The sequence below is a fragment of the Kingella potus genome (assembly GCF_900451175.1).
In the GTDB taxonomy this organism is placed as follows: domain Bacteria; phylum Pseudomonadota; class Gammaproteobacteria; order Burkholderiales; family Neisseriaceae; genus Neisseria; species Neisseria potus.
In genome coordinates this window covers 564,008-584,851 of sequence record NZ_UGJJ01000002.1, presented here as the reverse complement: position 1 = coordinate 584,851, position 20,844 = coordinate 564,008, and the positions used below count along the sequence as shown (strand labels likewise).

Annotated in this window: 24 protein-coding genes; 3 read left to right on the top strand and 21 right to left on the bottom strand. The window is 58.9% G+C overall.

Features of this window, described 5'->3' with window-relative positions; all coding sequences use genetic code 11:
* Positions 1–66 precede the first annotated feature (66 nt).
* The gene (locus DYE40_RS12355; RefSeq protein ID WP_147286625.1) at positions 67–255 is read left to right on the top strand and encodes a hypothetical protein; all 189 of its coding nucleotides are present in this window, start codon (positions 67–69) and stop codon (positions 253–255) included.
* Positions 256–332: 77 nt separating this feature from the next.
* On the opposite strand, the gene DYE40_RS09330 is transcribed toward DYE40_RS12355, so the two are convergent.
* From DYE40_RS09330 to DYE40_RS09245, 19 genes are all read right to left on the bottom strand, one after another.
* Complete coding sequence (locus tag DYE40_RS09330) at positions 333–1,052, bottom strand: hypothetical protein (protein WP_115308814.1); 720 nt, start codon at positions 1,050–1,052, stop codon at positions 333–335.
* Complete coding sequence (locus DYE40_RS09325) at positions 1,040–2,074, bottom strand: beta-ketoacyl synthase N-terminal-like domain-containing protein (protein WP_115308813.1); 1,035 nt, start codon at positions 2,072–2,074, stop codon at positions 1,040–1,042. Before DYE40_RS09325 ends, DYE40_RS09330 begins: the two co-directional genes overlap by 13 nt.
* Positions 2,071–2,361, bottom strand: coding sequence for an acyl carrier protein (locus DYE40_RS09320; RefSeq protein ID WP_115308812.1), 291 nt, complete (start codon positions 2,359–2,361; stop codon positions 2,071–2,073). Before DYE40_RS09320 ends, DYE40_RS09325 begins: the two co-directional genes overlap by 4 nt.
* Before the next feature lie 54 nt (positions 2,362–2,415).
* A complete protein-coding gene (locus DYE40_RS09315) occupies positions 2,416–2,940 on the bottom strand; it encodes a hypothetical protein (protein WP_115308811.1) in 525 nt (174 codons plus the stop codon).
* A 121-nt stretch (positions 2,941–3,061) separates the two neighbouring features.
* Positions 3,062–4,312, bottom strand: coding sequence for an ABC transporter permease (locus DYE40_RS09310; RefSeq protein ID WP_115308810.1), 1,251 nt, complete (start codon positions 4,310–4,312; stop codon positions 3,062–3,064).
* A complete protein-coding gene (locus DYE40_RS09305; protein WP_115308809.1) occupies positions 4,309–5,205 on the bottom strand; it encodes an ABC transporter ATP-binding protein in 897 nt (298 codons plus the stop codon). The genes DYE40_RS09310 and DYE40_RS09305 overlap by 4 nt, the downstream gene beginning before the upstream one ends.
* A gap of 80 nt (positions 5,206–5,285) precedes the next feature.
* Positions 5,286–6,281, bottom strand: coding sequence for a BtrH-related acyltransferase DarH (darH, locus tag DYE40_RS09300; protein WP_115308808.1), 996 nt, complete (start codon positions 6,279–6,281; stop codon positions 5,286–5,288).
* Positions 6,282–6,378: 97 nt separating this feature from the next.
* Positions 6,379–6,771 carry a DarG family dialkylresorcinol biosynthesis protein gene (locus tag DYE40_RS09295; protein WP_115308807.1) on the bottom strand — a complete coding sequence of 131 codons (393 nt, stop codon included), beginning with the start codon at positions 6,769–6,771 and terminating at the stop codon, positions 6,379–6,381.
* Positions 6,772–6,786: 15 nt separating this feature from the next.
* A complete protein-coding gene (locus tag DYE40_RS09290; RefSeq protein WP_218564342.1) occupies positions 6,787–7,557 on the bottom strand; it encodes a DUF3800 domain-containing protein in 771 nt (256 codons plus the stop codon).
* A 166-nt stretch (positions 7,558–7,723) separates the two neighbouring features.
* The gene (locus tag DYE40_RS09285; protein ID WP_115308805.1) at positions 7,724–8,863 is read right to left on the bottom strand and encodes a beta-ketoacyl-ACP synthase III; all 1,140 of its coding nucleotides are present in this window, start codon (positions 8,861–8,863) and stop codon (positions 7,724–7,726) included.
* Positions 8,864–8,993: 130 nt separating this feature from the next.
* Complete coding sequence (locus DYE40_RS09280) at positions 8,994–9,908, bottom strand: hypothetical protein (RefSeq protein ID WP_115308804.1); 915 nt, start codon at positions 9,906–9,908, stop codon at positions 8,994–8,996.
* A gap of 87 nt (positions 9,909–9,995) precedes the next feature.
* A complete protein-coding gene (locus DYE40_RS09275; protein WP_115308803.1) occupies positions 9,996–10,739 on the bottom strand; it encodes a class I SAM-dependent methyltransferase in 744 nt (247 codons plus the stop codon).
* Between the two features lie 71 nt (positions 10,740–10,810).
* Entirely contained in the window at positions 10,811–11,401 is a 591-nt protein-coding gene (locus DYE40_RS09270; protein ID WP_115308802.1) for a LolA family protein, read from the bottom strand.
* Between the two features lie 41 nt (positions 11,402–11,442).
* The gene (locus tag DYE40_RS09265) at positions 11,443–11,880 is read right to left on the bottom strand and encodes an acyl-CoA thioesterase (RefSeq protein ID WP_115308801.1); all 438 of its coding nucleotides are present in this window, start codon (positions 11,878–11,880) and stop codon (positions 11,443–11,445) included.
* A gap of 21 nt (positions 11,881–11,901) precedes the next feature.
* Complete coding sequence (locus tag DYE40_RS09260) at positions 11,902–12,831, bottom strand: lysophospholipid acyltransferase family protein (RefSeq protein WP_115308800.1); 930 nt, start codon at positions 12,829–12,831, stop codon at positions 11,902–11,904.
* On the bottom strand, positions 12,828–13,559 hold the full coding sequence (locus tag DYE40_RS09255; RefSeq protein WP_115308799.1) for a glycosyltransferase family 2 protein: 732 nt from the start codon (positions 13,557–13,559) through the stop codon (positions 12,828–12,830). Before DYE40_RS09255 ends, DYE40_RS09260 begins: the two co-directional genes overlap by 4 nt.
* Entirely contained in the window at positions 13,556–14,647 is a 1,092-nt protein-coding gene (locus tag DYE40_RS09250) for a FlxJ family methyltransferase (protein ID WP_115308798.1), read from the bottom strand. The genes DYE40_RS09255 and DYE40_RS09250 overlap by 4 nt, the downstream gene beginning before the upstream one ends.
* Entirely contained in the window at positions 14,644–14,766 is a 123-nt protein-coding gene (locus DYE40_RS13140) for a hypothetical protein (protein WP_281270666.1), read from the bottom strand. The genes DYE40_RS09250 and DYE40_RS13140 overlap by 4 nt, the downstream gene beginning before the upstream one ends.
* Before the next feature lie 94 nt (positions 14,767–14,860).
* Positions 14,861–16,663, bottom strand: a complete 1,803-nt coding sequence (locus DYE40_RS09245) for an ApeI family dehydratase (protein ID WP_115308973.1) — start codon at positions 16,661–16,663, stop codon at positions 14,861–14,863.
* Positions 16,664–17,027: 364 nt separating this feature from the next.
* Between DYE40_RS09245 and DYE40_RS12955 the strand changes: the two genes are divergently transcribed.
* Positions 17,028–17,564: a hypothetical protein gene (locus tag DYE40_RS12955; protein WP_244731631.1), complete on the top strand. Its 537-nt coding sequence runs from the start codon at positions 17,028–17,030 to the stop codon at positions 17,562–17,564.
* Positions 17,565–17,618: 54 nt separating this feature from the next.
* Entirely contained in the window at positions 17,619–18,200 is a 582-nt protein-coding gene (locus DYE40_RS09235; RefSeq protein WP_115308797.1) for a 4'-phosphopantetheinyl transferase family protein, read from the top strand.
* Between the two features lie 375 nt (positions 18,201–18,575).
* Here the strand turns inward: DYE40_RS09235 and DYE40_RS09230 are convergent, their stop codons facing one another.
* Both DYE40_RS09230 and fabG read right to left on the bottom strand, forming a co-directional pair.
* The gene (locus DYE40_RS09230) at positions 18,576–19,811 is read right to left on the bottom strand and encodes a beta-ketoacyl-ACP synthase (RefSeq protein ID WP_172461246.1); all 1,236 of its coding nucleotides are present in this window, start codon (positions 19,809–19,811) and stop codon (positions 18,576–18,578) included.
* Complete coding sequence (fabG, locus tag DYE40_RS09225; protein ID WP_115308796.1) at positions 19,811–20,539, bottom strand: 3-oxoacyl-ACP reductase FabG; 729 nt, start codon at positions 20,537–20,539, stop codon at positions 19,811–19,813. The genes DYE40_RS09230 and fabG overlap by 1 nt, the downstream gene beginning before the upstream one ends.
* Positions 20,540–20,844: the final 305 nt, after the last annotated feature.

Here is a 20,844-nt window from a genome sequence, read left to right as displayed (position 1 = left end):
GCCGGCGGGACAGCGGCGGTTTCGCCAAAGTTTGCAAAAGACAAATCCATAAAGGGTAAAAAACACGTGCGCCGCTTGGACGGCACACCCTACATGATTGGCTGCACGGAGACATACATCAAACCAAAAGGCCGTCTGAAAATCCGTTTTGACGGTTTTCAGACGGCCTCTTTCTTATCCCAAACCAGAGAACGTATGCGCCGCTTGGGCGGCACACCCTACTCGGCAAACCGCGCTAATCGCATCAGGCGATGAGCAGGAAAAATAAGATTAGGTTTATTCAGGACTATTTATTTAATCTCAGGTCCGGCCTCTATGTGCTTACGCCCCGCCTAAACTCTTCCCCGCGCCACCGCCCAATCCGCCGCGCCCACCAGCAAATCCCAGTCGCCCACGCGCAGCGGGCTTTCTGTTTCAGGCTGGCTTGTGAGCCGGTCGCATACGGTTTGCCAATAGTATCCGTCCGACTGTGCTGTTTCGCAGGGGGGTGCGGTGTGGTTTTGCCGCACGCGTATTGTTGCGCCTGTGTTTGCGCCGTGTTCCAGCAGCAGCCATACGCTGCCTTCTGCGGTGCAGCGGTGTTCGTTTTGGTATTCGTAACACCAGCCCACCGCTGCCTGTCCGCCTGCGTCCAATGCTAGGGCGGCGGCGAGCAGCGGGTAGTAGGGTTGCTGTTTGCCAGTGGGGATGAATACGGTAGCGCCGCTGCTGGCAAGGCTTTGCGCGGCGTGGAAAGCGGGAGCGTTGTGCAGGTTGGCGATGAAATCAAAGGGCATGGCGGCGTGGTTGAACACGTTGTCCGCCATTTTTGCAAACACGCCGGGCGATGAAAACGGGGCGGCGGTATAGACGGCGCAGTCGGGTGCGATGGGGCGGTTTTGTTTGAGCAGGTGTGCGCCGAGCGCGGCGATAAGGCTCAGGCGGCTGAAACGGCGCGGGTCTATGCCGCTTTGCTGTTGCAGCGCGGCTTTGAGCTGTTTGGCGGGTGTTGCCGCATCGGTGTCCAAACGGGCGGCGGCGGTGATGCGGATGTTTAAGTCTAGGATGTCCATTGCCAGATGCTTGCGGTGTTGCTGCCGCCGAAGCCGAAATGGTGGGCAAGGCAGTAGAGATGGTTGGAAAGGGGAATGCTGCGCCCGTGTATATCGGTGAGCGTGCGGCGGCGGAGTGCTTCGGCGAGCAGGGCGGTTTCCAGCGCGGCACTTGCGCCCAGGGTGTGCCCGATTTGCGGTTTGAATGCGACCAGCGGGGGCGGTGTGCCGAATACGTCGTTTAACGCGGCAAGCTCGGCGGCATCGGTGTCTGCGGTGCCGATGCCGTGGGTTTTGACTAGGGCGATGCGGCTTGGGGCAAGGTCGGCTTGTTGTAGTACGCGGCGAATCAGTCGGGCTTGGGTTTCGGCATGGCTTTGCACCAGATGGCTGCCTGTGTTGGCGGCGGTGGCGATGAGTTTCAGGCTGCCTTTGCGGGGCGGGGCATCGGCTGATAGGGCCAATGCGGCTGCGCCTTCGCCCAATATCAAGCCGTTGCCGTGGAAAGGCTGGTATTGCTGGGCAAACAGTCCCAAGCTGTGGAAATGCAGCAGCGTGAGGCGGTTTAGGTTTTCTATGCCCAGCACAAAGGCGCGTGCTGCCAAGTCGTGCGACAGGAGGCGGTGTGCCTGCATCAGGGCATGGGCGGAGGAGGTGCAGGCGGTGGCGGTGTTGAAGATGCTGCGGTTGCCGCTGCGTTGGGCAAGGTCGCCGGCGAGATAGAGCAGGTGGTTTTCTAGGTGGGGAATGTGGGCGGCGCGGCGGTTTTCGTATTCGGAGATGAGATAGGTGCTGGACGCGACAAACACGGGCGCGCGGTGCCAGCTTTCAGGCTGCCAGCCTGCCTGTTCGGCGGCGCGGCGCAAGTGCTGTTCGGCGGCATCGGCAATTTCGCTGCGGGAAAGGCTGTCGGCGGCAAAGGCGCGGTAGTATGGGGCTTGGTGGGTTTGCCCGAGAAAGGCGAAATCTATGGTTTCAGGCTGCTTTGATGCGCGTTGCGTGTGGCCGGCACACGTTGCCGCTGCGCCGCACAGCCAAGTCATGCGCCGTGTTCCGTGCGGACAAACGCCGCCAAATCGCGCACGCACATCATGTGTTTGCGTACCATGCGGTCGCCCTGCAAACGCACGCGAAAATGCTGCTGCAATGCCACGCTGATTTGCAGCGCGTCCAGCGAATCCAAGCCGATGGGGCTTTGGTCGCCAAACAGCGGGAGGCCGTCTGAAAAATCGGATAGCGCTATCGCATCGGTTTTATCGGCTTCTTGCAGGATGAGTTTTTTTAATTCGGTTTCCAAGGCTTCGGGGGCGAGGGTGAAGGTGTAGGGCATGGGGGGCTTTCGTGGGGTGTGTTGTGTGCTTGGGCAGCCTGAAAAAGGGGGCGGTTAAAGCGTTACGTTGAACCAGCCTGTTTCGGTTTGATAGCCGTATTTCACTTCGTCCAGCCGCCAGCCGTTTTCTTCCAGCCGAAAACCAAAGCGGTTTTTCTTTGCCGGCGTGCCTGTATAGTAAAACTCAACCGTCATCTTTTTCGCGCTTTTTACAATCAATTCGGCGCGGCAGGGCAGGTCAATATAATGGTATCGGGCGGGCCAGCCGAAAGACTGTGCAATGCCTTTTTGCAGCTGCTGCTGAAACAGGCTTGCGCTTGCCCATTGGCGAACCAGCGCGGTTTTTTGTTCGGCAAAATCGCGCCAAATGGCTTTGTCTTCATCGTTGGTTTGGTGGGTGGGCAAGCCGTTGGCGGTTTTTTGGTTTTGCGATGCTTTGTGCCTGTCGTGCGCTTCGGTTTCCAAGCGGTTGAGCTCGGCGAGAAAACCGCAAAATTGGTAGAAAAAATCAATGTGTGCTTGGGTGAGCACTTTTTCGCGCGATTGTTGGGTGTTCAGTTCAATATTGCTGTATTGCATTGTTTTCCCTTTGTTTATGTTTTCAGGCTGCCTGAAAGGGGGTAGGTTGCCAAATTCATTTGTGCGCTGTCAGATGGGCAGGCAGCCTGAAACGCCAAACCATAATCGCAAAACCGCAGGCTCAAAACCTTACCTGCGTTCGCAACTGCCGCCGATAAACCAGCACCGCCGCCGCCAGCGTCAGCACCGCAAAGCCTGCCAGCAGCGCGAGATACGGCATGATGCCGTGCAGGCCGCTGCGGTTGAGCAGCAATGCCTGAAACGCTTTCAAGCCCCATGCCATCGGCGACACCCAAGTGAGCTGCTGCATGGTTTCCGGCATCACATGGGCAGGCACCATAATGCCGCCGAGTGCCGCCATCAGGATAATGCCGCCGCCGCCCAGCACCACCGCGTGTTCGGTGGATTTGGCGCACACGCTAATCAGCAGCGCGTAGCCGAGCGCGGCGGCGGACACGGCGGCGGCAAGCAGCGCGTAGGGCGCAAGGCTGCCGTTCAATACCAGCGCGCTCACGCCGATTTCGGGCAGCAGATAACGCCCGAGCAGCAACATGCCTGCAAACTGCAACTGGTTAATCAGGAAATACGGCACCAGCTTTGCCGCAATCAGCCCCGTTGCGCTGGCACGCGCCAGCCGCAGGCGCGTAATCGTGTTGGTCTGCCGCTCCAAAGCCATCACGTTGGACAGCGGTATCATGATGAAAAACATCCCGAAAATCAGCCATGCCGGTACGCTGTGCTGCACCGCGTTGGGCTTGGCGACCGCGCCGCTGCCCGCGCTCAAATAATGCTCTTCCAGCATCGGGCGGTTGAGAAACGCGCTCACCGCGTTCAGCTGCTCGGCGTTTTTCTCGTCTATCTTTTTCTGGATTTCTTGGCGCACGGCAGGCGGCAGTTTTTTATTGTCAATCGTGATGCCGCTGCCGTCAAAATAAGCGTTGATGCGCGTTTCGGTGTAATGCTGGCGCAGCACGCCTTTTACCGCCGCCAGCCACGAAGGCTCGGTGTCGGGCGCAACGTAAATCTGCAAAGGCTTGCTGTCGGCAAGGCTTTCGGCAAGGCGGTTGGGATTGTGCAGCACCAGTTGGAAGCGTTTTTCGTGCAGCCCGTTTTGCGCTTCGGCGAGTTTTTCAGACGGCATGGTGCTGACCTGCATGGCTTCTTTTGCCAGCGCGGCGGCAAGCTGCGTGTTGATTTTGTCGCCTGCCGCGCCCACCAGCGCAATGCGGCTGCCTTGGTGCGGGTCGGCATCGCGGCTCAACGCCAGCGACATAATCAGCATGAAGGTAATCGGCATCACAAACAAAACCGCCAAGCCGTGCAGGTCGCGGCCGAGCAGTTTCAATTCTTTAACCAGCGAGGCGGCAATCATGGCTGCTCCGTTTCTCGGCGCAAAAAGTCCAAATAAAACGCTTCCAGCGAGCCGTGCCCCTGCTGGAAATAGCGGATGCGCGTGCCGCTGTTTTGCAGGGCGGCATACACCGCCGCCGCGTTTTGCGCCGTTTCCATCATGCCGTGTTTGTCTAAGGGTGCGGCTTCCAGCGCGGCTAGGGCTTCGGGCGGCAGGGGCGGCTCGGTCATAAAGCGCACCGTTTGCGCCTGCGTGTCCAACAGCGTGTTCAGGCTGCCGTGGTACACCAGATGCCCGTGTTGCAGCAGCGCGATTTTGCTGCAAAGCTGCTCGATTTCGGGCAGGTAGTGCGAGGTGTACACCACCGTTACCCCCTGCTGCGTCAAATCCGCCACGCTGTCCAAAATAAAGCGGCGCGACTGGGGGTCTATGCCCACGGTAATTTCGTCTAAAAACACAAGCTGCGGCGCATTCACCAGCCCGATGGCGAAATTCAGACGGCGTTTCAAGCCGCCCGAAAGATGCTTGGCGGCTTTGTGCGTGTGCGCTTCCAAGCCTGCCTGCGCGATGAGCTTTTTCAGGCTGCCTTGGTCGCGCAGGCGATAGAGCGATGCGAAAAACAGCAGGTTGTCCCACACCGAAAGCTGCGGATAAAAGGCGAAATCCTGCGGCACCAGCCCGATTTTCTGCCGCTCGGCACGCGGCAGGCGGTGCAGCGGTTTGCCGTCAAACAAAATCGCGCCCTGCTGCACGGGCTGCAAACCTGCCAGCAGCGACATCAGCGTGGTTTTGCCTGCGCCGTTGTGCCCGAGCAGCCCCAAGCATTCGCCTTTGGCAATCTCAAACGAGACCTTGTCCAGCGCAGGCGCGGCGGCTTGGGGGTATTGGTGGGAAAGGGATTGGATTTGAATCATGGTTTGGCTTGGGATAGGGGCATTGGCGTGGTGCAGACGGGCTGGTTGGCAAAACGGTTTATCGGCTTTGTTTCGGTTTGTCAGCTTTGTTTCAATGTGCGCCACAACGCTTCTTCTTTGTCGGCGATTTCGCGCAAAAACGCGGCGATTTGGGCGCAGCCGTTTTCAGACGGCCTTTTGCATTGCTTCACGCACAGCGCGGCGAATTGCCGCCATTGGTCGCCGATGTGGGTCATTTGTTGTGAGGCAGCCTGAAAGGCGGGTTCGCGGCAGATTTCGGCGGCTTGTTCCAGAAAATAGGCGTAGATGTAGCGGAAGCCTGCGCCGCCTGTGCCGATTTCTTCCTGCATCCGCACGAGATGCCCGAGAAAGAGTTTTTGGTATTTTCCATCGTGTCGGGCGGGCAGGTTTTCAATGTTTTTGGCAACGGTGCGGATGCCTTTTACGCCGACAAAAAACACGGGCGCGAGCATTTGGCGTGCGTTTTTGCGGATGGCGCGGCGGATGATGCGGGGCAGCTCGGCGATGGTGTTTTCAGGCTGCCTGTGCGTTTCCAGCGTGTACATCATGCCTTTGGCGGCCAGCGCGCCTTTGGCGAAACGGGCGCGTTGCAAATCATCGGCGGGGCAGCGTTGCACGTTTTCAAACACGGGGTCGCTAATCAGGTAGTCGTTGCCGTCTTTGCCGTACACCAATAGGTTGTGGGCGTTGAAGTGGAAGCGCATTTGTTCGGGAAAATAGGGCAGCCAGTAAACGGAGGTTTGCATGCCGACCAGTTTGCCTGATGCAAGGGCGTTGTCCAGCGCGGTTTTGCCGTCTTCGGGTCGGGCGAATTTTTGTATGCTGAGTTTCAGCCCGAGGGCTTGGCAGGTGCGTTTGATGATGCTGCGCGGCGGTGTGCGGTAGGAAACCAGCGGCATGCCGTTGAGCTTGACGATGGGCAGCCACACAAAGGTGAGTGCGTGGGCGATGCCGAATATCATGGCTTCGTTGAGCGGATAGCCGTGGTATTGCAGCAGGGTGGACATCACGCCGCTTTCGCAGTGGGCGGTGTGCTGGTGGGGGAATGGGGTCATGGCGGTTCTCAAATGGGGGCTGCCTGTGCGCTTGCTTTTAGCTTCGCAGAAGCTCGTAAACTCGCTTTCAGGCTGCCTGAAAACGGGGGAGCTGGGGTTAATCCAGTTTGTTTAAATCGGCAGGGTGGATATTCAGCGCATCGGCGTATTTTTGCAAAACGCGCGCGGGCAGTTTGGCAAACACGGCGGGGCGCAGATGGCGGCGCGTTTGCCAATGCCAGAAGCCTGCGGCGGCGGCAAGGCTGGCGCTGTCGTGGCGCGCGCGGAACATTTGGTAATACAGCGGCGAATATTCGCCGCGCAATACGGCGGCGCGTGCGGCTTCGGTTTGCGCGTCCAATTCGTGCACGGCTAGCGCGGTGGCGTAGGCTTCGGCTTCCCAGCCGCTGCTGGTGGCGGCTTGGTAATGCCCGCCTTGCGTGCCGTAGATGATTTTTTTGTGTCCGCCGTAGCTTTCGCTTTGGTCTTGGGGGATGTCGTCGATGTCCATTTTCAGACGGCCTCCTTAAATGGGATTGGGCGTGGGAAACGGATAGCCGCAGTCGCCTGCATGGGGCAAACGCCGGCGCGTTTCATCAGAAATATGCTCGTGCAAACCCAGTATTTCCGCGCCGCTGCGCCAGATATGCGGTTGGATGATGTTGAATCCGCGATTGTCGTTGCTTTGGTAATAACGGTACAGCCAATAGGCAATTAAGTCTGCCATTTGTATCAGCCGTGTGGCTTGCGAATCCACAAATACAGGCACTTCGGCGAAATTGCGCAGTTTGTCGTCTGACGAACCCAAGTGTTTATAGCTGTAAGACAGCTCTTGTATCATGCGCTCGGAAGTGCTTTTGTCAAACAAAACCAAGCCGCGCTGGGCGTTGTTGTGTTTGTAATAAATATTCCGCAGCGAAGAATCGAATGAAAAGGCAATATCTTGAAAGGCGGTGGGGATGATTTCCGATTTGTCGGCGAACAGCCGTTTTTCAATTATTGATGCAAAAATGCGGATTTGGGATTGCGAATGCGACAACAAATGCAAAATATCGGCAACCGCCTGAGCGCGTTCGGCGGGCGTGGCGGCGGTTTTCCAACTGCCCCTGCCCGAGTGCATGGGGCTGCCGTGAAATTCGCATTTTCCGCCGGCAAAGCGGGCGTTGAAGCGTTGCGCCACGGTTTCTATTTTTTGGTCTAACCAATGGGTTTGGCGTTCAAAAATACTGATGCCTGCCAACACGAAAAAATCGCCGTTCGGATCGTCCACCGAGCCTGATTCATCGGCATAAAGCAAATACATTGTTTAATCTCTAACAAAAAGCCCCCTGCATGGCTGCAAAGGGCTGTGGAATGGATGGTAAGCCGAGTGGGTCAATCGCCCAACGTTCTGCAAATAAAGGTCAGCACTCTCGGCTTAATGCGTGCCATTTTAAATGATAAGCAGCCTGAAAGCAAGCCGGCTACACCGCCTCCAACAGCATGAAACAAGTGGAAAAGCGTCCGCTTTCAGGCACATAGCATAGGATTTTCTGCCCGCGTCCAATCGGCTGGCGGCGCATGAATTCTTCCAAAATGATGTAGATGGAAGCCGAGCCTGTGTTGCCTTTGCTGCTCAGGTTGGTGAACCATTTTTCCTGTGCGATGGGCAGCCCTGCGTTTGCCAGCCCTGCGGCTACTTTGTCGCGGAAAAATTCGGACGAGTAGTGCGGCAGAAACCAGTCGATGTGTTCGGCTTTCAGGCTGCGTTTGGCGGCGATTTGGGCGAGCGGTTTTTCTACGGTGTAGCGGATGATGTGTTCGTTGAGCAGTTTGACGTTTTGTTTGACTGCCATGATGCTGTGGTGTGCGCGCTCGTCTGCGCTGACGGTTTTCCAGCCGTGGAATGCGCCGTCGCGGATTTCTGCGCCTGCGTACATGCAGGGCGGCATTTCGTTGGCGTAGGACAGCAGGTCTATCCAGTGGATTTTGAAATTCAGGCTGCCTGCAAGGGGGCGGTTTGCCAGCAGCACCGCGCCTGCGCCGTCTGACAGCATCCAGCGCAGGAAGTCTTTTTCAAAGCCGATTTCGGGGGTGGCGTGTTGCAGCAGCCTGAAATCGGTTTCGCTTTGGAATACTTCGCCGCGCATCATGGCGGAGGCGTTTTCCGATGCGGTGGCGATGGCGGCGGCGTGTTCGCCTGTTTTTACGGCTTGGTAGGCGTATTTCATCGCTGCCATGCCTGCCACGCACACGCCTGCGAGCGATACGGTTTCGCAGGGGGGCAGGGGGGACAAGCCGTGCACCATTGCGCCGTGCCCGGGCATGGTTTGGTCGGGATAGGAGGTGGCGCAGGCAAGGCAGGTGGCTTCGCTGGCTTCGGGTGCGGCAAAGAGTTGGCGCAGGGCTTCGGCGGCGAGTTCGGCGTTGGTGTGGGTGGCGGCGCGGCTGGCGGGGTCGATGGCGTAGTGGCGCGAGACGATGCCGTTGGAGCGCAAAATCATGCGGCGCACGCGCGAGGGGATGCCGCCTGCCATGCCGAGTACGGCTTCCATTTGGTCGTTGGCAACGGGGGCGTTGGGGAGAAAGGCGGTGGCGCGGGTGAGGTAAACTTCGTTGGTCATGGTGTTGTGTGATGAATGGGGGGGTATGGTTTTCAACCTTGCGTGTTACGCTGGGGTATAGCCCCTTATATGCTGGGACAAAGGGGCAAGGCTGCCTTTGGGTTCGGCAGCCTGAAAACGGGTAAACAGGCTATTCGCCCGAGGGTGCGGCGTAATATTGCCTGGCTTGGGCAAGGCGATGTTTGAGCAGCGGATGCAGCAGCTTTTTCAACACCATGCTCAGGGGGATAACGGTCAAAATCAGCGTAATCAGAAACAGGATGTAGCACGCCAGCAGCAGGCGGCGCAGCAGGGGCGAGACTTTGCCTGCCGCCATCAGCAGCTTGCCCCACAGGTGGAAGCTGCGGGCGGCGGCTTTTTCGCTGAAAATCAGTTTTTCGTTTACCCGTGCCGCGCCCATGTGTCGGAACAGGGTTTCATCGGGCGTTTGGCGGGCGAGCAGGGCATCGCGCAGTTTTGCGCCGAACCTTGCGCCGTCTGCCAACTCGGCTTCGGCGATGCCTGCGGCGGGCAGGGTTTGGAAATAATGTTTGTTGCCCGTGAACAGCCATGCGGGGGTGGTAACAAAGCTGGCGGCGGTGCCGCAGGCATCGGTTTTGACGATGTTGCCGATGAGTTTTGCGCCGTTTGCTAAGAGCAGCGTTTTCATTTTTTCCTGCGCGGCAAGCCACATATTGCGGCAGCCAATCAGCGTTACCACGGGCTTGCCGTTGAGCAGCCGGCGCGTTTCGGGGCGTTGCAGAAAGGCGGTTATCGGCTGCGATGGGGCGAGAAACCACACGGTGTAGGCGATGACGATGACATCGTAATCATCATGCGGAAGCTGCGGCGGCGCAATCGGCGCGGGGCGCAGGTGGGCGGTTTCGGGGAAGGTGTCAAAAAAATGCCAAAACCGCCACGGGAAGGGATAGGGCTGCTGCGGCGCAAGCGGTATGCAGTCGAGCGTGATGCCTGCCTGTTGCAGCGGCAGGGCAAATTGCTGCGCGAGCGTGGCAAGCTGCCCTGTTTGGGAGTAGTAAACGAGTAAAACTTTGGGGGCGGTCATGGCAAAAGGCGGTTACGAAATGTGTAATTATAGCTTTTGTGCGCTGTTTTTTAAATGAAAGGCAGCCTGAAAGTGGCAAAACGGTTTTCAGGCTGCCTTGCGGAACGTCAGCGCGTAAAAGCGTCCGCTCCACAGGATATGCGTTTGCCGCTCGACGGCGTTGTCGGGCAGGGCGTTTGTTATTGCCGACACGTCCACCTGTGCGTTTTGATAGGCGGCTTGGGTGAACACGCTTTTTTGGTATTGCTGCTCCACCAAATCCTGCGTTTCATCGGCAACCATCAGCCGTGTGTCCGGCTTGGCGACGCGCAGCATTTCGGCCAGGGCGCGGCGTTGGTCGGAAAAGAAATTGATGCCGCCCACATGGAACACGATGTCAAAGCGGTTGTCGGCAAAGGGCAAATCTTCGGCGGCGCAATGCACGAGCGACAGGTTGAGCCGCCGCTGCCATGTTTTCTGCGCGCGCCGCAGCATTCCCAGCGACAAATCCGCGCCCACGATGTTCAGGCTGCCTGCGTTTACCGTGTCGGGGAAATAGCGGAAATCGTTGCCCGTGCCCACGGACACATACAGCACGTTTGCGCCGTTTTGCCAGTCAATCAGCCGCATCATTTCGCGGCGCATTTTGGCGATGCCGTTGCCGTATTTGAGCCGCGCCAGCCAGTTTTCGCCGATGTCGTACAGCGGGGCGAGGCGGTCGTAGAGCTTTTGGTATTTGCCGTTGTCGCCTGCCAAATCGGCGGGGTTGAGATAGCGCAGGATGCCGTGTTCTTCGGCAAGGTAGGCGGGGTTTAAATCTTGGCGCAGCAGGGGGGCGAGATTGGGGTTCATGGTTTGCCTTTCCGATGATTGGGCAGCCTGAAAACGGGGGAAAATAGTTTTCAGACGGCATCGGATGGTGTTTACAACGCGCTTTGGGCAAACGCGCTTAACGGTTTGCCTGTTTGGATTTGGCTGAACTGCATCACGGTGCGGTCGCCTTGTTTTTCGTTGAGTTCTATTTTGCGGACCACGCTGTCGCCGCTGATGGCGATGTGGTCGAAGATTTGGCGCGTAATCGCGGTTTTGGGCGTGAGGCGCAGCGTCCATTGTTTTTCGCTGCCGCTTAATGCGAGGTCAAATTGTTTTTCCAAGCCCTGCGTGTTGCCGCCGAGCAAATCCAGAAAAAGCTGGATTTGGCGGCTTTGCCCGATTTGTTTGGCATTGGGGTTGCGCCACGCGCTGCCCGTCCATTGCATGATGCCGTCCGAACGCACGCGCAGGGTGGTGTCAAACGGTTTCTGCATCTGCCACAGCAGCCCTTTTTTCGGCACGAGCGTGAATGCGCCGCTTGTGGCGAGCGGTTTGGCGAGCGATTTGAGATAACGCTGCTGGCTGAACGCGCCTTGCACGTTGCTCGGCTGTTGCAGGGTGTTTGCCAGTTGGGCAAGGGAAAATGCCCACAGCGCGGGGGCGGCGAGGGCAAGGCTGATGGCGAAAAGAAATTTTTTCATGTTGCGGTTCCTTGTCGGTGGATTGGATTGGGTGGACGGGCTTAGGCAGCCTGAAAGGTGGGATGCTGCCGCACGGCTGCCAGCCAGCTTGCGGGGGTTTGAAACTGCATTTCGCCGGTGGCGGTGGCAACGGCGGCTTGGGTGGTGGCGGCGCGTGTGAGTTTTCCGCCTGTGGCGGCATCGCGGATGGTGTAGTCGATACGCAGGCAGCTTTCAATTTCCACGATTTCCATTTCCACGCGCACGCGCTGCCCGAAGCGGGCGGGGCGGATGTATTTGAGGTTCATCTGCACGATGGGCCAGCCGTAGCCCTGCCGTGCCATTTCGTTGTAGTCGTAGCCGATGCTGCTGAGAAAGGCGCAGCGTGCCACTTCCAGATATTTGACGTAATGCCCGTGCCAGACGATGTGCATGGCATCTACGTCAAAAAAGGGGATTTCCAGCTCGTGGCTGTGGCGGCAGTAGATGTGTTTTTTCATGATTGCGTTGTCTCCTTGTTTTCAGGCTGCCTCATCGTCCCAAAAATCGTAAAAATTAAACCATTGCAGCGGATTTGCCGCGCATTCCTGCGCCATCATGTCGGCAAATTGCTGCGCGGCTGCGGCGATGTCGTGTTGGCGGCCGGCGCGTGTCCAGTTTGCCGTGTCGGCGAAGCGGCGCAGTTTCAGATGGTAACGCCCGTTTTGCTTGATGCAGAACAGCGTGTGGATTTGTGTTTTGAGCAATGCCGCCAGCAGCCACGCGCCTTGCGACAGGGGGGCGGTGTGCCCCAAAAAACGGACGGCAACGGTTTTTTCGCCGCGAATCGGCACGCGGTCGGCGGCAATGGCGAGCCATTCGCCGTTTTCTATGCGGCGGTTGAGTTCCAGCATCAGGTGGGCATCCAAATCGCCCACCTGTATCAGCCGTATCCGCGCCGCGCCTGCTTTGTGCAGGGCTTCGTTAAAGGCTTGCGCGTGCTGGCTGTGCACCAGCACGTTGAGCTTGAAGCCTTGGTTGTGCGACACCAGCGCGCGGCAGATTTCGGTGTTGCCGATGTGGGAGCAGGCGAAAATCTGTCCGCGCCCGTTCTGCCGCACCAGCGCGTACACGTCGTCGGGGTCTTCCACGGTTAAATCTTCGTAGCGGATTTTGCGCTGCCACACGGCGAAGCGGTCGCAGATGGCGGTGCCGAAGGCGGTGAATTGGCAAAAATGCGCCATGCGCGGCAGTTTGACGGTGGGAAAGGCGGCGTGCAGGCGGCTTTGGTAGCGGCGGATGTGGCGGCGCGCGCGGGGGGCGGTGGCGTAGAAGTAGCACACGACAAGCCAGATGCAGGGTTTCATCAGCCATGCGGGCAGGTGGCGCACCATCAGCGTGGTGAGTGCGAGAAACAGGCGGCTGCCGCGCTCCTGTTGCGCCGCCCAATGGTTGTGTTGCAGCGGTTTCATCGTTTCAGGCTGCCTGAAATGCGCCGCCACAGCATGGTGCAGAACAGCCGTGCGTGCATTTTGCTGATGCGGACGTTGTCTTCCCATGCGCGGAAATGGGAGATGCCGTCTTGGGCGTAGCGCACGGGGGTGGGAATCCAAACGGGTTTGATGCCGCGCCAATACAGGTGTATCAGGATTTCGGTGTCAAAATCCATGCGGTCGCCTATGTTTTCTTGGCGGATAACCGCCAATACGGGGGCGAGCGGATAGAGGCGGAAGCCGCACATGCCGTCTTTGATGTCGCGCGAGGCGGTGTGCAGCATATTCCAGAAGTCGGTGATTTTGCGCCCGTAGAGCCGTGCTTTGGGGGCATCGCTGCCGTATTGCGGTTCGCCGCAAATCACGTTTTCAGGCTGCTTTTGCGCGGCGGCGGTGAATTTGGGCGTGTCGGCAAGATTGTGCTGCCCGTCTGCGTCCACCTGCAAAACGTGGGTGTAGCCGTGTTCTGCGGCGTATTGCAGCCCTGTTTTCACCGCCGCGCCTTTGCCGCCGTTGCGTTCGCGGAACAGCACTTGAATAGTGGGGCTGGGGGTATCTTGCGCCAGTTGGTTGAGCCGCTGGTGGCATTCTGCTTGCGAGCCGTCATCCACAATCAGTACGTCCAAGCCGAAGCCGCGCAGGGCGTGGGCAACCTGCCCTACGGTGTCGGGGTGGTTGTAGTGGGGGATTAACGCCAGCGTTTTCATGGCTGGGCTTTCACGCAGCGCAAGATGCTGTGCCCCAAGCCGATGTCGTCTGAAATGTCGGCAACTGCCAAGCCTGCTTGTTCTATGCAGCGCAGCAGGTCTTCGGAATGGAAGATTTTGCTGTTGCCGTTTGCCATGGCGGTGAAATAGACGCTGGTCATGGTGAGGCAGTAGGCGGCGGTTTCGTAACGCTGCCTGTCCCACAGCGGCTCTAAGATAAACAGGCTGGTGTGCTCGCCCATGGCTTGCGCGGCGCGGCGCAGGATGCTGGTGGTTTCTTCGTTGGAAAAGCAGTCTAGAAACTGGCTCATCCAGATTGCGTCAAAGCCTGTGGGGAAGGGGGTGTTGTCGTCCAGCAGGTTGGCGGGGTGTCCGTGGATGCGCTCTGCGCCTGTTTTGCCGCGCACGGCTTCGCGCATCAATGCCAATTGCTGCGGCAAATCCATGATGGTTACTTCTACATCGGGGTTGTACGCCACGCATTGCAATGCCCACCGCCCTGTGTTGCCGCCCACGTCCAGCAGCTTGGGCAGGGGTTGGGCGAAGACGGTTTTCAGGGCAGCCTGAAACGCGCTGTCGGAATAATAGTGGTCAAACGCCAGCCATTTTTCCTGCGCCACGGGCGGCAGGGACGACAAGCCTTCGTAAATGGTTGCCCAGCCGCCAAACACTTTCAAGCCTTCGGGTTTGCCCGATTGCAGGGTGGCATCCAAGTCAAACAGACCCTGATAGCAGATTTCCTGCACGAAATCCATGTTTACCTGCGCCAGCTTGTCTTTCAGCAGAAACCAGCCTGCTTTGCTGATGAAGAAGCGGTTGTCGCGCGTGAGCACGGTGCCGATGGAGAGCGAGGCTTCCAGCAGCACTTGGGCGGCGTAGTCGCTGATTTCGGCGGCTTGGGCGATTTCGGCGCGGCTCAGCCCGTGGGGGGCTTGGTTGAGCTGCGCCAGAATGCCGTATTTCAGCATCAGCAGCGACACTTGGAACACAATCGGGGCAAAGGCGATTTCCTGCGCCAAGCGTTGGGCTTCGCCTGCGGTGAAGTGTTCTTGCGAATAGCGTTGGGAGAGGGAGGGGGATAGGTTCATAGGAGTCCTTTGAGGTGGGTGTTGGTTTCAGGCTGCTTTTGGGTTTTCAGACGGCATTTTGCTTTCAGGCTGCCTTTGATGCCGTCTGAAAGCTGCCGTAGGGCGTGTGGCTCTGCCACGCATCGTTTGGCATTATTCAATAAATGGTGCGTGTCTTACGCCGCGCACCTTATTCAATGCTTTTTCAGACGGCATCAATGTTGTTTTACGTTTTCAGGCTGCCTCAAACACCAGCCGCCCCGAGGCGCAGGGCTTGCCGTGGGCGGTGATTTGAAAGGCGAGTTTGTTTTTTGCCGCATCGTAGTCCAAGCTCAGCACGATTTCGTCATGCGGGCGGACGAATTGCTGGTATTTCAGGTTTTCCACACGCACGAGGGTTTGGCTGCCCCACGGGTAACGCGCCGCCAAATCGCGTGCCCATTGCAGCTCCACCACGCCGGGCACCAGCGGAAAGGCGGCGAAGTGTCCGCCGAAATACACCAAATCCAGCGGCACGCGGGCGGTGTAGGCGGCTTGGCAGGCGGCGGTGTCGGGTGTTGCGGCATCGGCGGTATCGGCTGTATCGGCGGCGTGCGTCCATTGCGGCGCGGTTTGCGGCACGGTAAAGGCAGCCTGAAAATCGGCGGCGGCGATTTTGGCTTGGGCGTTGCGCGGCAGGCTGTCGGCAAAACGCCAGTAGCGCGGCAGGGCGGTTTTGTCCAGCGATTGGGCAAGGTGGCGTTTGAGCGTGTCGGCAAGGGCTGCACGCCCGTGTTCGCGCAGGGCGGCGATGCCTGCTTCGTTCAACGCTGCCCACGCGGCGATGCGCTTGTGCTGGGGATGCAGGGCGCAATGGCTGTCGGCAATCCATGCGTGTTGCAGCAGGTGGTGCTCTATTTGCGTGAGCGACACGCGCTTGTCTTCAAATTTGATGATGCGGTCTTTGCGCCCGAGCAGCAGGAAGCCGTGTGCCTGCGGTTCGCGCACGGCTTCAACCACGTCTGCCGTTTGCACGCGCTCCGCCCACGGCGACTGCACCCACAATGCGCCCTCCGCGTCCTGCCCGAACACCATGCCGTCAAACGGCTGCCAGACGCTGCCGCCTTGCCGCGCGGCGATGATGCCTGTTTCGGTGCTGCCGTAGATTTCGTAGGGGCGCACGGCGTGGGCGGCGAGCCGTGCGGCGGTGGCTTCGGGCAACGCGCCGCCCGATGAGACGATGCCTGCGATGTGCGCCGCCGCTGCCGACCAGTCGCGCCCGTTTTCCAAGCGGTTGAGCACGGCGGGGCTGGCAATCCATACGGTTTTGCCGTGCGCGGCGGTGGCGGCGAGCAGGTTTTCGGGATAGACGGCTTGGGCGCGTTCTATGGTCCAGCCTTGTGTGAGCGCGAGTGCGAAGCGGAAGGTGAAGCCGTACAGGTGCTGCGGCGACACGCTGCCGACTGCTGTTGCGCCGCGGCTGTCAAACGGCAGGGCGGCGGCAAGGGCAAGGGTTTCCGCCTGCATTTGCGCGGCGGTTTTGACGATGATTTGCGCCGCGCCGCTGGAACCCGATGTTTTCAAATGGGCTTGGGCGGTGGCGGCGATGCGCCAGTTTTCAGGCTGCTCGTCATTTTCAGGCTGCCTTTTGGTTTTAGCTTCGCTTAAGCCCGTAAACCCGCTTTCAGACGGCATCTGCGCCAGTATTTCGGGCAGATGCCAGAGTGCGGGCGGCGCATCGATGCCGTCTGAAAACAGGTTTTCATGGGGCGCATCGCTTAAAAACACATCCGCCGTGCCGCCCCATGCGAGGTTTTCTTGCGTCGTGTTCGGCAGCAGCAGCACCCGTGCGCCCGCGTGCCAAGCTGCCAGCACGGTGCAGGCAAACAGCGCGGCATCGTCAAACCACAGCGCGGCGGATTGGACGCGGTGCGTTTTCAGACGGCGTGAAAGATGGAACACCGCGCGGTTGAACGCCGCCCGCGTCCAGTTCGGACGGGCGGCAATCAGGTCGGTTGGCGGCAGGCTGGGGGCAAGGATTTCGGTAAGCGGATGCATGGAACGGGGCGGATGGGAATGGGGGACAATAGGGTTGGGCAAAATACGGCGGTCAAAACAGGGGTTGGCAAACTGGCTTTCGGCTTTGCAGAAGCGTGCAAACCCGCTTTCAGGCTGCCTTATCGGGCGGCAGACGGGCGCGGCGCGGCGGTTTTTATGGTCCGACTGTCGTTTGCGCGGCGGCAAAAGGTCAAAATTGTAGGGAGGTTGGCACAGAAAGGCAAACAATAAGTCTGCACAAATAGCCTGCACGGAAAACGGTTTGATATACAAATACAGCTTGATATACAAATACAAACGGATAGGCTAAAATTTACCCGTTTACCAACCTTAACATTAACACAACCCCGTTTAGGAGACGATTATGACTGTCCATATTTCCCGTGTTTTGCTGTTGTCTGCCGCTGTTGCCCTGTCTGCCTGCGCTTCGCAAGGCGGTTCGTCTGGCGCATCAAGCGCATCAGACGAGCGCGAAACCGCCCGTTCCGCCCCTGCCGAACGCCGCGCCGCCCCTGCCGACGGCACGATTTGCCGCAGCATCGGCTCGGTGGCAGGCAAAGGCAAAAACGATGCTTATATGTGCAAAGCTTCCGCCGTGCTCAATTCCGCCGAAGCGCGCGAAGTGCTTGACCCGTCCATCCGCGTGTCCTACGGCAGCACCAGCGGCAAAACCGATGTGTCGCGCCAATCTGCCAACGCGACAGGTAAATCGGTGGATGCAACTTGCCAACGCGCGTTTTTAAACGCCGCCAAACGCTTCCAATCCTCCGCCACGCGCTATCGCAAAAACGCCGTGCGCTTGGTGAGCTTTTACGACCGCAAAACCAAAGGCGGCAACGAATACGAATGCCATGTCGGCACGTTCCACAGCTATGTGGTGTTGAAAGGCAGCTACCATTGATTGAATGGCAGAAAAACCACCGCTGGTGGTTTTTTTGTACGCAAACGATATGACATGACCGATTTGATTTGCCTGATTGGCACGCCGCAAACCGCCCGTGTTTACGACCGCGCCCTGTTAAGCCCCGAAGACGCACGCCGCGTGGCGCAGTCGCCGAAGCTGGAAACGCGCTTGGACTGGCGCGTCAGCCGCGCGCTCAAACAGCAGGCGACGCTGCCCGTGGTGTCGCTCAGCCACAGCGCGGGACACGCGGCGGTGTTGTGCGCCGATGAGCCGATAGCGGCGGGCGTGGACATGGAAATCATCAAGCCGCGCGATTTCGCCGCTTTGGGTGCGCTGATAGCCAGCGCGGCGGAACGCGATTACCTGCGCGGCTGCGATGGGCAGCCTGAAATGCTGTATCCCGAGTTTTACAAACTGTGGTGCGGCAAAGAGGCGTTGATTAAGGCGGCAGGCTTGGATTTTCCTGCGGATATGCGCCGCGTGGGCTACCGCATTGTCGGCGGCGAAAAAACAGGCTGGCGCGTGGACGGGCAGCAGGGCTGGCAGGGCGCGGAACGGGTGTTGGCAGGCGGCTTGGCGTTGGCGTGCGTGTGGCGCGGCGAGGGAGTGAAGCTGCGGTTTCGTTTTTTGTGAAGTTTGTCGGTTTGCAAGTGAAGCGCAATTTGCACGGCGGGTAGTTTGCACAGCAGGTAGGGTGTGTCGCCCCAAGGCGACGCACGCGGTTTCAGACACAGGTTTCAGACACATTTAGATGCAACATAAAGCGTACAAACCAAAGAACGCGTGCGTCGCTGGGGCGACACACCCTACTTTATCGTCCGCTTTCCGTTACCGGCGCAAGTGCTGGCTGTTGGTTTTGTCTTACGATAAAACCCGATTGGTTTGCATCAAGCCCACCGTTTCAATCCCATCTTTTCAACCTATATCCGCCAAACGCTTTTCAGGCTGCCCTAACGTACAAAGGCAGCCTGAAAACTTATTTGTCATCTTAAAACGTCCGCAGCCTGATTACTCCCCGCGCCAGCGTTGCAGCACCAGCGAGGTGTTCACGCCGCCGAAGGCGAAATTGTTGCTGACCACATAATCCGTGGCGATTTCGCGTCCGCCGCTTGTGATGTAGTCCACTTTGCCGCAGCGCGGGTCGATGTTGTCCAGATTGACGGTGGGGGCAAACCAGCCGCTGTTCATCATTTCCAGCGCAAACCACGCTTCCAACGCGCCGCACGCGCCCAGCGTGTGCCCGAGGTAGCTTTTTTGCGAACTCATCGGCACAAAGCCGAACACGGCTTCGGTTGCCAGCGTTTCGGCGATGTCGCCTTTTTCGGTTGCCGTGCCGTGCCCGCTCACATAGCCGACTTGGCCGGCGCGGATGCCTGCGTCTTGCAGGGCGCGTTCCATGCATTTTTGCATGGTGTCTTTTTGCGGCTGGGTAACGTGGCTGCCGTCGCTGTTTGCGCCGTAGCCGATGATTTCGGCGTAGATTTTTGCGCCGCGCGACAAGGCGTGTTCCAGCGATTCCAGCACCATAATGCCCGCGCCCTCGCCGATGACCAAGCCGTCGCGTGCCGCATCATACGGGCGCGGCGTGCGCTCGGGCTCGCCGTTGCGGTGGCTGGCGGCGTAGAGCGAGTCAAACACATACACTTCCGATGGGCAGAATTCTTCGCCGCCGCCTGCCAGCATGGTGTCAATCAGCCCGTATTTAATCGCTTCGTAGGCGTAGCCGATGGCTTGGCTGCCCGAGGAACACGCGCTGGACGTGGGGAGAATGCGCCCCGTCAGCCCGAAAAAGATGCCGATGTTGGCGGCGGTGGTGTGCGGCATCATGCGTACATAAGTGTTGGCGTTGAAATTGCGCGATGTGCCGGTGAGCAGCAGCTCGCCCATGTCGCCGATGTCTTTGGTGCTGCCGACCGATGAGCCGCAGGCTACGCCCATGCGTCCGTCTTTAATCGTTTCATCGCCGAGCAGGCCCGCATCGTCCAATGCCTGCTCCGCCGCGTCCACGCAAAGCTGCGACACGCGCCCCATGCTGCGGAGCTGTTTGCGCGTCCAATGCGCGGGCGGCGCGTAATCGGGCAGCGGTGCGCCGAGCTGCGCTTCCAGTTCGGGGAAACGCGCCTGCCAGTCCATATACTGCACGGCGTTTTTTTCGGCGCGAAAGGCAGCCTGAATCTCTGCCCAGCCGCGCCCGAAGGCGGTGATGCCGCCGATGCCCGTTATCACAACCCGTTTGGTTTTCATCAGCACAATCCTCCGTTTACCGCAATCACTTGCCGCGTGATATACGCCGCTTCTTCGCTCATCAGAAAGCGCACGGCGAACGCCACTTCTTCGGGCGTGCCCATCCGCGCGGCAGGCACGGCTTTCAGGATTTCGTCCACGGGCACGTTTTCGTCCACGATTTCGGTGTCAATCAGCCCGGGGGCAACGCAGTTTACCGTGATTTTGCGCTTCGCCAGCTCCACCGCCAAGGCTTTCGCCGCGCCGATGATGCCTGCTTTGGACGCGCTGTAATTCACCTGCCCCCTGTTGCCCGTGATGCCCGAAACGGAAGCCATGCACACGATGCGCCCGCTTTGGCGGCGGCGTATCATCGGCATGACGACGGGGTGCAGCACGTTGTAAAAACCATCGAGATTGGTACGCAGCACGCTGTCCCAGTCGTCGTCGGAAAAGGCGGGAAAGGCGTTGTCGCGCGTGAGCCCCGCATTGAGCACCACGCCGTAATACGCGCCGTGTGCCTCTATATCGGCGGTTAGGGCGGCGCGGCAGGCGGCGCGGTCGGACACGTCAAACTGCAACACGCGCGCCTGCCTGCCGATGGCGCGGATGTGTTCGGCAACCGCTTCGGCTTCGGCGCGGCGGCTGCGGCAATGCACGGCGATGTCCAAGCCGTCTTGCGCCAAGGCAAGTGCCACGGCTTTGCCGATGCCTCGGTTGGAACCTGTGATTAAGACTGTTTTGTTCATGGTGTTTCCTGATGGGTTTTTGGGGGCGGTTTTGGGGTTTGGGGTTTTTCAGGCTGCCTGAAAGCTGCCGTAGGGCGTATGGCTCTGGCACGCGCTGTCTGGCAATGACCGTCTGTACTTTACTGCCCAATGTTTTTTCAGACGGCATCACATGGTTGTTTTACGTTTTCAGGCTGCCGTTAATGTGATGCCGTCTGAAAACGGTTGTTTGGGTGTTGCTTGGGGTGGGGTGCTGTTTCGGCGGAAACAGGGCTGGTCGGAATGTCGGGCATTTTCCCCCACCCTAACCCTCCCCGCAGGCGGGA